At 60.0% G+C, this 14109-nt stretch carries 15 protein-coding genes and 1 pseudogene; 3 read left to right on the top strand and 13 right to left on the bottom strand.

Annotated elements, in window-relative coordinates:
• Positions 1–11: 11 nt before the first annotated feature.
• Both PSV40_RS08965 and PSV40_RS08960 read right to left on the bottom strand, forming a co-directional pair.
• Positions 12–686, bottom strand: coding sequence for an amino acid ABC transporter permease (locus tag PSV40_RS08965; RefSeq protein ID WP_300536702.1), 675 nt, complete (start codon positions 684–686; stop codon positions 12–14).
• Positions 687–690: 4 nt separating this feature from the next.
• On the bottom strand, positions 691–1764 hold the full coding sequence (locus tag PSV40_RS08960) for a cyclase family protein (protein WP_300536700.1): 1074 nt from the start codon (positions 1762–1764) through the stop codon (positions 691–693).
• A gap of 289 nt (positions 1765–2053) precedes the next feature.
• Here PSV40_RS08960 and PSV40_RS08955 point away from each other — a divergent pair, with 289 nt between their 5' ends.
• Both PSV40_RS08955 and PSV40_RS08950 read left to right on the top strand, forming a co-directional pair.
• Positions 2054–2932, top strand: coding sequence for a helix-turn-helix transcriptional regulator (locus tag PSV40_RS08955; RefSeq protein ID WP_300536698.1), 879 nt, complete (start codon positions 2054–2056; stop codon positions 2930–2932).
• Between the two features lie 68 nt (positions 2933–3000).
• A complete protein-coding gene (locus PSV40_RS08950; RefSeq protein ID WP_300536696.1) occupies positions 3001–3345 on the top strand; it encodes a RidA family protein in 345 nt (114 codons plus the stop codon).
• A 568-nt stretch (positions 3346–3913) separates the two neighbouring features.
• Here PSV40_RS08950 and PSV40_RS08945 read toward each other — a convergent pair.
• Genes PSV40_RS08945 through PSV40_RS08915 form a run of 7 tightly spaced genes read right to left on the bottom strand, consistent with a single transcriptional unit; the run spans position 3914 to position 9223 of the window.
• The gene (locus tag PSV40_RS08945) at positions 3914–4864 is read right to left on the bottom strand and encodes a threonine/serine dehydratase (protein ID WP_300536694.1); all 951 of its coding nucleotides are present in this window, start codon (positions 4862–4864) and stop codon (positions 3914–3916) included.
• Positions 4861–5883 carry a succinylglutamate desuccinylase/aspartoacylase family protein gene (locus PSV40_RS08940; protein ID WP_300536692.1) on the bottom strand — a complete coding sequence of 341 codons (1023 nt, stop codon included), beginning with the start codon at positions 5881–5883 and terminating at the stop codon, positions 4861–4863. The genes PSV40_RS08945 and PSV40_RS08940 overlap by 4 nt, the downstream gene beginning before the upstream one ends.
• Positions 5884–5893: 10 nt before the next feature.
• Complete coding sequence (locus PSV40_RS08935; protein WP_300536690.1) at positions 5894–6670, bottom strand: transporter substrate-binding domain-containing protein; 777 nt, start codon at positions 6668–6670, stop codon at positions 5894–5896.
• 25 nt (positions 6671–6695) lie between these two features.
• Positions 6696–7424, bottom strand: a complete 729-nt coding sequence (locus PSV40_RS08930; RefSeq protein WP_300536688.1) for an amino acid ABC transporter ATP-binding protein — start codon at positions 7422–7424, stop codon at positions 6696–6698.
• Positions 7405–8061, bottom strand: coding sequence for an amino acid ABC transporter permease (locus PSV40_RS08925; protein ID WP_300536686.1), 657 nt, complete (start codon positions 8059–8061; stop codon positions 7405–7407). The genes PSV40_RS08930 and PSV40_RS08925 overlap by 20 nt, the downstream gene beginning before the upstream one ends.
• Positions 8061–8726, bottom strand: a complete 666-nt coding sequence (locus PSV40_RS08920) for an amino acid ABC transporter permease (protein WP_300537042.1) — start codon at positions 8724–8726, stop codon at positions 8061–8063. Before PSV40_RS08920 ends, PSV40_RS08925 begins: the two co-directional genes overlap by 1 nt.
• Before the next feature lie 5 nt (positions 8727–8731).
• Positions 8732–9223: a RidA family protein gene (locus tag PSV40_RS08915; RefSeq protein ID WP_300536684.1), complete on the bottom strand. Its 492-nt coding sequence runs from the start codon at positions 9221–9223 to the stop codon at positions 8732–8734.
• A gap of 86 nt (positions 9224–9309) precedes the next feature.
• Here PSV40_RS08915 and PSV40_RS08910 point away from each other — a divergent pair, with 86 nt between their 5' ends.
• Positions 9310–10176: a GntR family transcriptional regulator gene (locus tag PSV40_RS08910; RefSeq protein ID WP_300536682.1), complete on the top strand. Its 867-nt coding sequence runs from the start codon at positions 9310–9312 to the stop codon at positions 10174–10176.
• Positions 10177–10288: 112 nt separating this feature from the next.
• On the opposite strand, the gene PSV40_RS08905 is transcribed toward PSV40_RS08910, so the two are convergent.
• From PSV40_RS08905 to PSV40_RS08890, 4 genes and pseudogenes are all read right to left on the bottom strand, one after another.
• Complete coding sequence (locus tag PSV40_RS08905) at positions 10289–11695, bottom strand: IS701 family transposase (RefSeq protein WP_300536680.1); 1407 nt, start codon at positions 11693–11695, stop codon at positions 10289–10291.
• A 66-nt stretch (positions 11696–11761) separates the two neighbouring features.
• Entirely contained in the window at positions 11762–13171 is a 1410-nt protein-coding gene (locus PSV40_RS08900) for an IS701 family transposase (protein ID WP_300536678.1), read from the bottom strand.
• Between the two features lie 72 nt (positions 13172–13243).
• A pseudogene (locus tag PSV40_RS08895) lies at positions 13244–13540 on the bottom strand (IS3 family transposase); the annotation flags it as partial.
• Between the two features lie 55 nt (positions 13541–13595).
• Positions 13596–14109 (bottom strand): IS6 family transposase (locus tag PSV40_RS08890; protein ID WP_300536676.1); only part of this gene is annotated, 514 nt, incomplete at its 5' end.

Genomic DNA, 14109 nt, shown 5'->3' with positions numbered 1-14109 from the left:
TCTCTCAGCAATTAGCCCAATCGCCTGCGGCGCGGAAAGATCAGCTTGCCAAGAAGCCAGAAACCGAAGCGCATCACGAAGGAAAGAAGGATGTAAAACACACCAACCACGATGTAAGTCTCAAAAGCGCGAAAGGTCATGGACTGCACCAGGTTTGCAACCGCTGTCAACTCCTCAGCCGAGATCTGCGATGTGATTGACGTCGCGAGCATCAGAAGGACAAACTGGCTGGTAAGCGCGGGATACACACGCTCCATCGCTGGCAGGAGAACCACGTGCCAGTAGGTCTGCGCACGGGACAGGCCCAAACATTCCGCAGCTTCCCATTGGCCATGCTTGATCGACTCGATGCCGGCACGCATAATTTCGGCGGTGTACGCGCCCACATTGATTACCAAAGTGGCCAAGGCCGCCACCCACGCGGGCAGCGGCAGGCCGATACTGGCAAACCCGAAGTACAGAAGGAAAACCTGGATCAACAAGGGCGTATTGCGTATGCCCTCCACATAAATCCTGCAGAACCGCTGAAGCCATGGATTGCGACTCCCACTACCAACAGCGCAGAGCGTTCCGACGACAAAGCCGAGGACAGTCGCTGCAAACGACAGTTGCACTGTAAGCCAAGTCCCATGCACGAACTGAGGCCAATACTCCAGAACTGGCGCAAAGTCGAATGCGTAGTTCATCGCTTCAGACCGTTGCAATCGGTGTGGTGGGTGAGCCGACGGCACCAGGCAGCCGAAGCGGTGGCGCGGTCAGGAGGAATCGGCTTCGTCCGTTCTCTCGGAGCCAGTTGGCCAGCGGCGTCAGGTGCCACAATTCGCCGAGGTGCACGCCTAACTTGAACAGGCAATGCTCGTGCAGCGGAAGCGCAGCACAGCAATCGTGCGAAAATAATGTGGATTGGGACTCTACTGCCTCATTGTCGGCAATCAAGGCCGACAAGCCGCTGTCCGTAATCCATCGCAGCAGTTTTTCGTCACGCCCATCCAGCACAGCGCCACTTTTGCTGAGCGCCTTCATGTCGGGCTTACGTTGCATATCAAGTATACGTTGCGCGAAACCGGTATGGAGGCAAACCATATCGCCCGGCTCGACGACCACCTGATCTTGGTCCAACACCCGCATCAGCGCGTCATACCCCACCAGCGTGCGTCCGGCGCCGAGGTTGGCGCTCAAGTCAACCATGACCGCGCGGCCCTGCACGCAGCATTCGGCCATCTTTTCTATGCCCAGCGCCTTGGCCGATGAGGTTGCTGTCAGGCGGTGCGGCGGACCCGGGAGCCCGGCTCCTTCGGCATCCGCAGGACCCTGTACATCGATCTCTGCGCGATAGCCGTTATAAAATAAGGGCTCAGGAATACCATCACCATCCGAGTCAAACAGCTGGCCGATGTGAGCCAACGAGTCCCATTGGGTCGAATACTGCAAATAAATAATAGCCAAGTCATCACAGATGACATCGGTCCGGCCGATCTGCTCGGTGAATAGCCTGTAGTTCATGTTCGGACGACCGTTGCGCAGTGTCGGCCGGAGAATGGGTGCGTGGCGCTTCTCGTTCATGGCATTGCCACCTGGATAGTCCAACGGCAGGCTCAGGCAAAAGGTTCGACCTTCGCGCACTTCCGCTATGCCCTGCTTCACCTTTTCATGCGTCAGCAGATTCATGCGACCGTATTGATCGTCGGGTCCAAAGTCACCCCAATTGGACCCCGGAGGGCGCTGTTTCCAACGCGGCTCCTGCAACGCTTTTGGTATAGCCATGAATATCGTTTTTCCCTTGATGCTTGAGTTTTTCGCTTCACGCCGCATATGCCGACTGAGGCTGAACCATTTATGAGACAGTGTCTAATTATTGAGTAAATCTCCTATTGAAATGCTAGCATTAACCCTATGTCTATTCTCTTCATTCTTCCGAAAGTCAGCGTTCCTAGAGGAGAGAATTTCGATAGTAATGAGAAAAATTCATCGTTGAAAGCGAGAAGTGCGGCTGTTTTCTTTTTGAGACACTAGTGCACAATGCGCCACCTACAGACGCTTTAAGAAGAAAAGAATGGCATTTGATTTGATTGAGATTGGCCGTCGGGTTCGCGCTTACCGATTGGGGGCGGGTTACACCGCCGACCAGCTGGCAAGCAAACTTCAGGTTTCGCGCGCGGCGCTGTACCGCATCGAGCAAGGCGACATCGTGAAGATCGATGTGATCCAAAACATCGCCACCATTCTCGGAACCTCTCTGGCATCACTGCTGGGCGTTGGCGCCGAATACCACTCCAGCGCAGCAAGCTATCAATCGAGAATGCAACAGCTGGAGGAAAATGCCACCCATATCGTTGCCCTTTTCAGCCCCCTGTCCTACCTGCTAACAACACCCCAGTACGACCAGCATCTTGTCCAGATGATCGAGGAATCCATCCCCCCCGGCGGCAAGATGAAGGGCTCGCTCAAAGCCGAGCAGCAGGCGGTTCTAAACGCGCTGAGAGAACGCAGGATGCAGGCCCAGAAGGCGAAGCCTTCAATTACCTGCCTGATCTCACTAGAAGAGGTCCGGCGGCTTGCTACTCTCGGGCTGGTCGGTCGCTTGGGACTCCCCCCGGCAGTTGTCGCCAAGCGCAAGCTGGCGGCAAAGGCGGAAGTGCAGCATATTGCCGATCTGATGAGGACTGAGCCAGTCGGTATTCAGATCGGCCTGGTAGAGAACGTGATCCCCAACGTAGCTTTTCAGCTCTTCTATAGAGGAAACGACGTCGTGCTGGGGTCGAGTCCTTTTCGGGTTGGCGAATTGCCCAATCTCCACGTGGGTGTTGCGATGATCACCTCTTCGCCTGAAGCGGTAAATCTTCACATACAACTGTTTGACCACCTGTGGAGCGGATGTAAACGCGGAGCGGAAGGGGCCAAGCTACTTGAGCAGCTATTGACTAGCGCCTAGCCAAGACGAATTATGCGGCATTTTTTGCGTTCAGTCTCCACCATTCAACACACTGGAAAGGGAAAACCATGATCCAACGATTTGATGTCAACGCCCGCTTGTCCCATATGGCCGTGCACAACGGCACGGTGTACCTGGCAGGGCAAGTCCCCGTCGATGCCGGTCAGGACATTGGGGGCCAAACCCTCCAGGTTCTCGCTGCGATCGATGCGCTGCTGGCCCGCGCAGGCACCGATAAAAGCAAGATCCTCATGGCCCAGATATTTCTGGCCGATCTGGCCGACTTCCCCGGCATGAATCTGGCGTGGGACGCCTGGGCCCCCGCTGGCCACACCCCGCCGCGGGCCACCGTAGAGGCGCGCCTTGCCAAGCCGGAATGGAAGGTGGAAATCGTCGTCACCGCGGCGGTTTGAGTCAAGCAGCAAAGGGGGCGCTCGGCCAGTTCTGTGTCGGCCGGACCTCTTCATCGGGCCAGCAGAGCCGGTCTCCGTCATGGGCTTCCCGCTAGACATCCGTATCAATGGATTCGTCCCGTATGGGCGACAGGCTTCATCGCCTCAGAACCCGCGTTCTATGTCGTCGCAGGCAACCCGCAATGTTCCTTGGCTTCACCTCTTCAGGAGGAATCCGTAAAGCGCAAATTGACGCGGAGAAAGTTCAAAGTCGTGCATATATTTAAAGTTCGCGCCGGTCAGCGCCACTTGCAGCGCTTCGCCATCTTGTCACGCGCGTCACTCTGTAATAACACCAAGACACCGACCTTAGGGCGAATGGCACTTACTTAAGCAATAAATGCAGGAAAAAGCCGTCATTCCCGCGTAAGCGGGAATCCAGAAAGCCCGCAAACACCACTGGATTCCCGCTTACGCGGGAATGACAGATTGCAGGGTTTGTGGGAAATCTGCGGTGGATAGAGGCGAATGCCCTTAAGTAAGTGCCATTCACCTTAGGGCTTGACGCAGGGTACCTAATGACTGGAGCTTAAGGTGCTGACATACCGTCGCACCCGCTTCCGCATAACACCACGGCCATCTTCTCATCATCTCGGTGCTCAAAGCAAAATTCAGTGACAGCTGCGAGGGCGGTTGCGGCACCAAGCTCGATCCCAAGACCTGCATGCTCCCAAGCGGCGCGAGCGGCATCTTTGATCGTCGACTCGTCCACCAATACGATCTCGTCGACGTAGCGTTCGATTAATTCGAAGTTCAGTGGCTCCGTCGAACGGGCAGCAAGAATCGGCACCAAGGTCTTGACATTCTCGAGCTTCACGATGCGGCCTTGCTCGCGGCAGGTGAAGAGCGTCGGGCAGCCTGCGGCCTCGACACCGATGATACGAATCGACGGTTTCAGCAACTTGGCCGCCTGCGCCACGCCAGCGATCAGGCCGCCTCCTCCGATGGAAACGACCAACGTTTCGACCTCGGGCCATTCGTCGATGATTTCCAGCGCAGTCGTTCCTTGGCCGATCACCACGTCTCTATCGGCATAGGGATGAAGCAACGCACCGCCCTGTTGGGCGACGCTGGCGCCTGCGGCATCCCAGCTTTGGTCCCAAAAGTCGCCGTGTACAGTCAGCCTGGCACCATGGCTTTCGATGCGCGTCCGCGTGATCAGCGTACTGGTGTTCATCACGAACACGTTGGCGGGCAGGCCGAGCGTCTTGCCGACATAGGCGACTGCCGCGCCGAAATTTCCGCCCGATGCAGTCGCTAGCCCCTGACGGCGAACCTCTTCGGACAGGTTCAATACCCGGTTGAACGCACCGCGTGCCTTGAACGAGCCGGTAACCTGCTGGCATTCAGCCTTGAAACGCACCTGCGTCCCGCCGCCGGGGACCCAAGGGTGTGCATTCACCAGGGGCGTTTGCCGGATGTAAGGTTGCACGCGCGCCTGGGCAGCGCGGTAATCGTCGAGCGTGATGGGCGTGCTCATGCCGCCACCTCCGCTTCGTCTTCGACCAGCACGCACAGGTTGTTGCCCTGGCGCGTGATCCCGAAGGTGCGCTGCGAATAGACCGTGCCGCTGGCGGCGAAGCGAAGTTCGCGCGGCGCCAGGCCGGGCTCGGTCAATACGTGCAGATAACCCGCCACATCACCTTCCTGGACGGTGCCGCCCAGCGCATGCAGAGGCTCAAAATAGCCATCGCCCGGGGACAATAGGTTACCTCCGCGTGGCACGATGCGCACGCGACGACTCGCTGGCGGCATATCCGGAAGCGCCCCAGGCACGACACCGAGCCGAGCCAACACGCGCGCAAGGCATTCCCTCGTTCGCTTCACACCGCGAGGCGAAACGCTGCCGTTTTCGCCCATTTCGGCCGCGATAGCCGCCAACCCCAAGTGGGCCGCAGCGCCGCAGCTGGTGCGCGGGTCGCCCATGTTGTCGGTGATGACGGTGAGCTTGGCGCCGAACCAACGCGCCATGTCTTCGGCGCGTTCGCGCACAGCGGGCGCCATCGTAGGCGTGACGACGACCTGGGCGCTTTCCTCGATGAACAGCGAGCTGCCGCCAGCGTGCAGGTCGACGTAGGCATCGCAGCGCGGAAACAATACGTCGTGGATGAACGCGGCAATCTGTTCGGTGGGCGTTCCGAAGGGGTTCCCCGGGAACACACGCGCGAGGTTCTTGCCATCGAGCGGGCTCACGCGCGACGCGGCAAGCAGGGCCGGCGCATTGGCAGCGGGCATCAGGATCAAGCGGCCTTTCACCTGCGCCGGCTCGAGCGAGCGGATCAGTTCATTGATGACGATCGGCCCCTCGTATTCATCGCCGTGGATAGCGCCCGTAATGAGCACGGTGGGCCCTTGGCCGTCACCGATCACGGCTAGCGGCAGCGCGATTGCGCCCCAGGCATCGTCATGCCCTGAATACGGCAGCCACGCATGGCCGACCTGTTTACCAGGCTTGGCCCAGTCAATGTCCGTGAAAACGGTAGATCCTCGATCGCTCACGCAGCTCTCCTTACTTAAGTTCTTTTTGTTCGTCCTTGAACCACTTCAGGCGCAGCGCGGCCAGGCTGCCATCGGCCACCTTAGCGTCGATGATTTTGTTCATTTCGGCCAGCAGGGCGGTTTCCCCCGGCTGCACCGCCATGAAGGCCGGGCTGATGCGGATAAGCGATTTCATTTCAATGCCTTTGGCGGGGTTGTCCTCGGCTACCTTCTGCGCGATGAAGTTATTCTCGGCAAACATTGGCGCCTGGCCCGACAGGAAGGCAGAGATCACCGAGGCCGTGTCTTCGAAGCGGATCAACTTGGCGCTGGGCGCCATTTCGGTTAGCGAGAGGTCGGGCGTCGAGCCCTTGGGCACCGCGATCGTCTGACCTGCCAGGTCGGCCACCTTGCTAAACTTCGGCACGCCCTTGCCGCCATATACGCCGAGGAAGACCGCGGCGTAAGGTTTGGAAAAGCTGACCAGTTTGGCGCGCTCGGGAGAGCTGCCCAGCGAGGCGATCACCACGTCCACCTTGTTCGACAACAGGTAGGGAATGCGATTGGCGCCTGTCACCTGCTGCAACTCGAGTTTCACGCCGAGGCGCTTAGCCACGTTCTCGGCGAGTTCGACATCCAAGCCGGTAGGCTTGCCGGCGCTGTCGGTGAAGCCCCAAGGTGGGGCGTCGATGGTCGTGGCGATGCGCACCACGCCCTTGGACTTGATGTCCGCGAGTTTGTCGGCATGCGCGAACAGCGGGGCGACGCAGACCAGTGCGGCGGCGATCAGTGATTTGGTTTTGAACATGGAAGCTCCTGGGTGGGTGGAAGAATCAGACAATGGATTGCACAAACTGCTGGAATTCGGGGGTGCTCGGGCTGCCGAACATCTGCTCGGGCGAGCCGCGTTCCCAGATGCGTCCCTGGTCCATGAACAGCACTTCAGAGGCGACGCGACGCGCAAAAGCCATCTCGTGGGTAACGACCATCATGGTCATGCCGTCGCGCGCCAGGTCTTCCATCACCCGCAGCACTTCGCCGACGAGTTCCGGGTCGAGCGCCGAGGTGGCCTCGTCGAACAGCATGAGTTGCGGCGACATCGCCAGAGCCCGCGCGATCGCCACGCGCTGCTGCTGACCGCCGGAGAGTTGAGAGGGCATGGCGTCGAGCTTCTGACCCAGACCAACGCGCTCCAGCATCCGCTTCGCGAGTTCGGCGGCCTGGTCCCGACCGATCCTCTTCGTCAGCAACGGGGCCAGCGTCACGTTGGCCGAGGCTGAGAGGTGGGGGAACAGGTTGAAGCTCTGGAAGACCATACCGACGCGCTGGCGCAGCAGGGGTAGGTCGGTGGTCGGTGCCTGCACGTCTATGCCGTCGACCACGATGCGACCCGCGCTGATCTTTTCGAGCCCGTTCACGCAGCGCAGCAGCGTGCTCTTGCCTGAGCCGCTGCGGCCTACCAGCGCGACGATGTCGCCCTTTGCCACCTCGGTCGACACGCCGCGCAGGACATGGTTGTCGCCGAAGTGCTTTTCGACAGAATCAATGAGCACGAGCGACATGCATGCGTCCTTCCAGGGAGAGTGCCAGGCGGGCCAGCGGATAGCAGATGGCGAAGTAGTAGAGAGCCACGCCGCAGAAAATCGGCAAGTGCGCCAGCGTCGAGCCAGCCACGATCTGGCCTGAACGGGTCAGTTCGACCAGTCCGACCAGCGCGGCCAGCGAAGTGTTCTTGATCAATTGCACTAGATAGCTCACGGTCGGGCCCAGGGCCACGCGGAAGGCCTGCGGCCACACCACATGGCGCATGACCTGCCAGCTTCGCAGGCCCACACACGAAGCAGCCTCCCACTGGCCATGCGGAACAGATTCGATGCTCCCGCGCCAGATCTCGCCGAGAAAAGCGCCTGCCGACAGCGAGAACGCGATAGCCGCCGCCACGAAGGCATTGATCTCGATTCCCAGCATCATCGGCACGCCAAAGTACAGCAAGAAGAGCACGCCGAGCAGCGGTGTGCCCTGCACCAGCTCTACGTAGAAGCGCGCCAGCACGCGCAGCCAGGGCAGGCGCGAGGTGCGCGCGACGGCGACGCCCAACGCTATCACGCTGCCGATCGCGAACGCCGTGAGCGCCAAGGCCACCGTCCAGCGGATGGCGCCCAGAATGAGCCAGAGATCGGCGATGGACAGGCTGCGCATCAGGGAGCCCTTCCAAAGAGCCGGCGCTGAATGAAGCCGAGGATGACGCGCAGGGCCTGCACCGCGACGAAGTACATCACGCAGATCACCAGATAGACCTCGAAGCTACGGAAGGTGCGTGAGTCGATGAAGCTGCCCGCGTGGAAAATATCTTCCACGCCGATCTGCGAGATTAGACTGGTACCGATCAGCGTGAGCACCATCTGACTGGCAAGCGCGGGGAATACATTGCGCAGGGCCGGCACGAAGAGCACGTGCAGCAGCACCTGCCGGGGTCGCAGACCCAGCGCCGCGCCGGCTTCGGACAACCCCAAGGGTACCGACAGCAGGCCGGAGCGAAACACCTCGACCATGTACGCGCCGCAATACAGAGCGAGCGAAATCACCCCCGCCACCGGAGCTTCGAGCCGCAGGCCCAGGCTTGGCAGGCCGAAATAGATGAGGAACAGCTGTACCAGCGATGGTGTGTTGCGGAAGAACTCGACATAGGCGCGGGTCATGCCGCGCAGTGGCTTGCTGCCATAGATCAGTGCCAGCGAGCCAGCAGCACCGATGGCCAGGCCCAGTACGATACTCGAGGCGGCATAACCCAGCGTATTTAACATCCCCTGAACCAACTGACCGGTATAGGGCGCAAGCGCCTCGAACTGGAACTGGTAGGCCATCTCGTTCAATCCACTTCCAAGATCGCTTCGACCTCGACGGTCTGGTTGCCCGGCAGCGACCCCGCGCCGATGGCCGAGCGGGCACCCCGGCCCACTGTGTCGCCGAACACCTCTACGAACAGGTCGGAGCAGCCATTGATGACCTTGGGATGCAGGGAGAAGCCCGGCACCGCGTTGACGAAGGCTAGCAGTTTGACAACATGGCGTACGCGCCCCAGCTCGCCGAGCGCATCCTTGGCCACGGCCAACAGGTTCAGGCCGGTCAGCCGTGCGTGGCCGTATGCGTCCTCGACGCTCACTTCTCCGCCGACATGACCTGCATGCAGATGACCATTGGCTTCCAGCGGGCCTTGACCCGAAAGGTACAGCAGGGATCCGGCGCGACGCCAAGTCACGAAGTTCGCCACCGGCGCAGGGGGTGGAGGCAGCGTCAGCCCGATGGCTGCTAGCCGGGCTTCCGGCGTCAGGGTCGTGGCTATGTTGAAATTAAGGGTCATGGGGCGCGTTCTGCAGGACGCCCAATGGCATACAAGCAACCTATCGACGAAAATCAGGTTAATTAAGTAATTGGGTGACCAATTAATTGGGCGGATACAGCTTTGAAATTCTGTTTTTTCATTTTTATTCTAAAATAAAAACTTGTGATTGGTCAACCATTATGGCGAAATACAAAACCATAGAAACAAAACATGGCCTGAGCGCCGCCGTACTACACCAGGTTACGGTGGCCGATCTGTCGGGACGCATTGCCGCGAAGGACAAAGCGACAGCCTCGAAGGTGTATCGCGCCATCCTCCAATCTATACGGGATGGCGTGCTTAAGGCCGGCGACAAGCTGCCCAACGAGCGGGAACTGTCGACCCGGTTCGACTCTTCGCGCAGCACTGTGCGTCATGCGCTTGCGATGATGAGCGCGCAGGGGCTGCTAGATCGCAAGGTGGGCAGCGGCACCTTCCTCGCCGATGCGCTGATGCAACGGCTGAGCGAATCCGACCTACCGGTCGCCGCGCACCATCAAAATGTACCGACTTACGCAGAAATCCTCGAGGGTCGGCTGCTTTTCGAGCCTGCCATGATGGGGCTGTCGGCGCAGCGTGCAGATGCGGACGATTTCGCCCTTATGCGCCACCACCTCGGCGTGGTGCGCAATGCCGACCAATGGATCGATTTCAAAGAAGGCATCTACGGGGTGCATCTGGCAATCTTTCGCGCGTCCAAAAACCGCTTCCTCATGCAGGTGTTCGATGCTGTCGTGGCCGATCGCCGCGCAGTACAGTACGACGGTCGCTCGAAGCTCAATGGGCCTGTGGGGGTGATCGTGCGCGAGCAGACGCTTCGCGAACTCACCGCCATCGTAGACGCACTCGAGTTGCGCGACGCCAAGGCTGCTACGATTCTTGCCGACAATTACTTCACGCGCATATTCGCATCGCTTAGCGTCTATGGATAGTCGCAGCCGCCCCGCCGTGAGTAACGACAACCCTTACTCGGAATCCAGTGAGAGGATTGGCCGGTGCAGGCTGCGCCATCGCAAGGCGCCGAAAGGGCGCGGCCTAGTCTTACTATGTCACAAACGTAAACGCAGATTTATCGAGTTGCAGTGCGGACAGTGCCCCAGGACGCTTGCGGGTGCGACGCCCAGTTGGAGGCGCAACGTTGTGATGGAGTTCGCCACGTGACGTTGCGCGCGCTGGGCTGCCCCGAGGGACATAATCTTTGGGAACGGCAGGCACTTGGCGGTCGATGAAGTTTTTTTTACCGCTGGCATCGCTGCCAGCCTTCAGTCTCTGTGCCATCAGGAAGCCGTACGCTGCAATGCTCAGACTGGCGTGGTGGTGAAATCCCCGCCAGCCCCGTCCCTCATAGTGACCCAGCCCCAGATCCTGCTTCAAGTCCTGGTAATCGCGCTCGATGCGCCAGCGCATATGGGCGGCGCGCACCAGATCGTTCAATGCGGCTGTCTCCGGCAGTGTGGATAGATAGTATTTTTCAGGCTCAGCCTGACCTGCGGGCCACTCGATGAGCAGCCATTGCTGGGGTAAAAGACGCGCCTTGCCCACATTGCTCCCAGCGCAGCGTACCCTCAGCGCGGCAAAGCGGCCCGTCAGGCGCTCATTGGTGCCCTCGCGCCAGCTGATGTTCTGGAATGCACTGTCGGGCAAGCCCTGCGCCAAGGTCTTGACGTTCACGGGCTGGCGTTTGGCGGTTCGCCGTGGCACCACCGGCGGGCGGCCCATGCCGCTGTAGGGTTGGGGCGGCAGCGGCTCCACACCCGGGGGCCAGACCACGACAGCAGAGGTGATACCGACCACGTAGTCCAGGCCCAAATCGGTCAGGCCCTGACGAAACGCGTAGTCGATGCCGTAGCCAGCGTCGGCCAGCACGCAGTGCCTGGGTGCGCCGTCACCGAGTAGGTCGCGCAACTGTTGCAGGGCAATTTGAGGCTTGGTCGCAAACTCAATGTCTTCGGGAATCCCCGCCTTCTTTCTGCGAACAGCGTCTTCGGCCCAGTTGTGAGGCAAGTACAGTTGCCAGGCCACCGGCAGGCTGCCCTCTTCGCAGGCCAACGAGATGCTGACAGCCACTTGGCAGTTGTCCTGTTTGCCCAGTACGCCGCAGTATTGACGGGTCACACCCACCGAATGGGTACCCTTCTTGGGAAAGCCGGTGTCATCGATGATCCACCAGCCGCCAGCGCTGAAGTCCATCACTGGCACCACCCACTGCGCCACGCGCCGCAGCAGTTCTGGGTCGCTCCATTGGGCCTTGGCGACAAAATGATGCAGGGACTGGTGGCGGGCGCTGGCGTGCAGCGGGTCAACGCGCGCGGCCATCGGCTCCACGCTCTTGCGGGACAAGGGGAGCATCAGGCCGGTGCAATAACCGCTCAATCCTGAGTGTCGGTCAGCATGACCCAGTCCTTCAGCCAAGTGAGTCATGTAGTGCTCGTATTCCTTGGATATGTCCATCACGCCTCCAGGCAGGATCAATGATGCTCATATCATGCCATATTTTATGACACAGTAAGATTAGTCTTACTGTGTCACAAAAGTAACTTTGCGCTTGCGCGGCCGCAGCAGGGACACTGGCCGAGTCGGGCGATCAGCTGATAGCTCAGTCGATGGCGCAGTGTCGTGATCGAGGTTGCCACGTGCCGCTGCGCGCGCAGGACTGCCGCGGGGGATGTAATTCTCGGGAAGGGCAGGCACTTGGCGGGCGATGAAGTTTTTTTTACTGCCGACAGACTTGTCAGCGACGAGGCGTTCTGCCATCAGGAACCCGTAGGCCGCGATGCTCAACGCGGCATGATGGTGGAACCCCCGCCAGCCTCGTCCTTCATAGTGGCCCAGGCCGAAGTCCTGCTTCAGATCCTGGTAGTCGCGCTCGATGCGCCAGCGCTGGTGGGCGACGCTGACCAACTCGTTGATCGGCGTTTCTTCGGGCAGCGTGGATAGGAAGTACTTGCTCGGCTCGGCATCGTTTGCAGGCCACTCTATGAGAAGCCATTGCTCGGGACGCAGGCGCGCCTTGCCTGCATTGCCGCCTGCATGGCGCACCCGCACGGCCGCGAAGCGGCCACTCAGTGTTTCGTTGGTTCCCTCATGCCAGCTAACGTTCTGGAACGCTCGGCTCGGCAGGGACATCGCCAGCGCCCTGACGCTCATCGGCTGAAGCGCTGGCGTGCGTCTGGGCATCACGGGCGGGCGGCCCATACCGCTGTAGGGCTCGGGTGGCAGTGGCTTGACCCCGGGCGGCCAGACCACGACGGCGGACGTGACCCCCACCGCATAGAGCAAGCCCATGTCGCTGAGGGCCTGACGGAATGCGTTGTCCACGCCGTAGCCGGCATCAGCCAGCACGCAGTGGCGCGGCGCGCCTTCGGCCAGCAAAGTGCGCAGCCGCTCAAGGGCGATCTGCGTCTTCGTGGCGAAGCGCACCTCATCGGGCACGCCGGCCTTGGCGCGGCGTTCAGCATCGGCAGCCCAGTCTTCGGGCAGATACAGCTGCCAGGCCACGGGCAGGCTGCCCTGGGTGCTTGCCAAAGAGATGCTGACGGCCACCTGGCAGTTGTCCTGCTTGCCCAGCATCCCGCAGTACTGGCGGGCTACACCGACCGAATGGCGGCCCTTCTTCGGGAACCCGGTGTCGTCGATGATCCACCAGCCGCCCTGGCTGCAGTCCATCTTCGGTATCACCCACTGGCACACCCGCCGAAGCATCTCTTCATGGGACCACTCGGCTTTGGCCACAAAGTGGTGCAGCGCTTGGTGTCGGGCGCTCGCGTGCATCGGGTCCACCCGCGCGGCCATCGGCTCCACGCTCTTGCGCGACAGCGGGAGCATCAGGCCCGTGCAGTAACCACGAAGGCCGGCGTGCCGGTCCGCGTGACCCAAGCCTTTACTCAGGTGGTCAAGGTAGAGATCAAAGCGCTCGGCTGTATTCATCGATCCTCCGGCACGAAGTCGAGAGGATCACATCGTAACATTTATGACACAGTAAGATTATGTAGACATAAATCAACTTCCAGTTTGAAGTTGCTCGAACGCAAACGGGCTCATTTGGTCAAGATGACTGTGCCTGCGGATTCGATTGTAGAAGCCCTCAATGTAGTCAAAGACGTCTGACTTGGCTTCCTGGCGCGAAGCATAGCTTCGACGTTTGATTCGCTCTTTCTTCAAGCTGCTGAAGAACGATTCAGCGACTGCATTGTCCCAGCAGTTTCCCCGACGGCTCATGCTGGGCACCAGGCAGTTGTCTTTGCACCAGCGATTGAAGTCATCACTACCGAATTGACTGCCTTGGTCTGAATGAAGGTTTTGTCGCAATAACGGACTCTGGCCGAAAGGAGTTGCGTCGCTGACCTGGGGATCAAACAGCGAGGCTGTAGAACTGGTTGGCTGCCGACATGGTTTGGCCGCCGGGGCAGTCCAGCTGCCCCTTGCGAATCATGTGCATGGTTTCGATGCCGGCGATGATGATTCGAGCACTCCAAAATGACTTGAACCCCAGCATCGGTCGGGTTATCCGTTTGATCGCCCGGTGGTCCTGCTCGACAATGTTGTTCAGGTATTTGCATTGACGCATCAGGATGTCGACGCAAGCGTAAGCCTTGACACTTTCTATGGCGGCCGTGTTGGCGCCGCTCTTGTCAATGGTGATCTTCTCTGGCAATCCGTGCAGGTTGATGGCCCGCTCCAGGAAGCGCCGGGCAGCCGCCATATCTCGCTTGGCAGTCAGCAGGAAGTCCACCGTATCGCACTCGCGGTCAACGGCCCGGTAAAGGTACTTCCAATGGCTGGCCACTTTGATGTAGGTTTCGTCCATTCGCCAGCTCTTGCCAACGGGGTGCTTGCGCCGACGAAATACGGCGGCCAGCACCGGC

The sequence above is a fragment of the Polaromonas sp. genome (assembly GCF_029945925.1).
Lineage (GTDB): Bacteria > Pseudomonadota > Gammaproteobacteria > Burkholderiales > Burkholderiaceae_C > Polaromonas.
The sequence above is the reverse complement of the archived record's forward strand: the minus strand, read 5'-3'. Positions and strand labels throughout refer to the sequence as shown.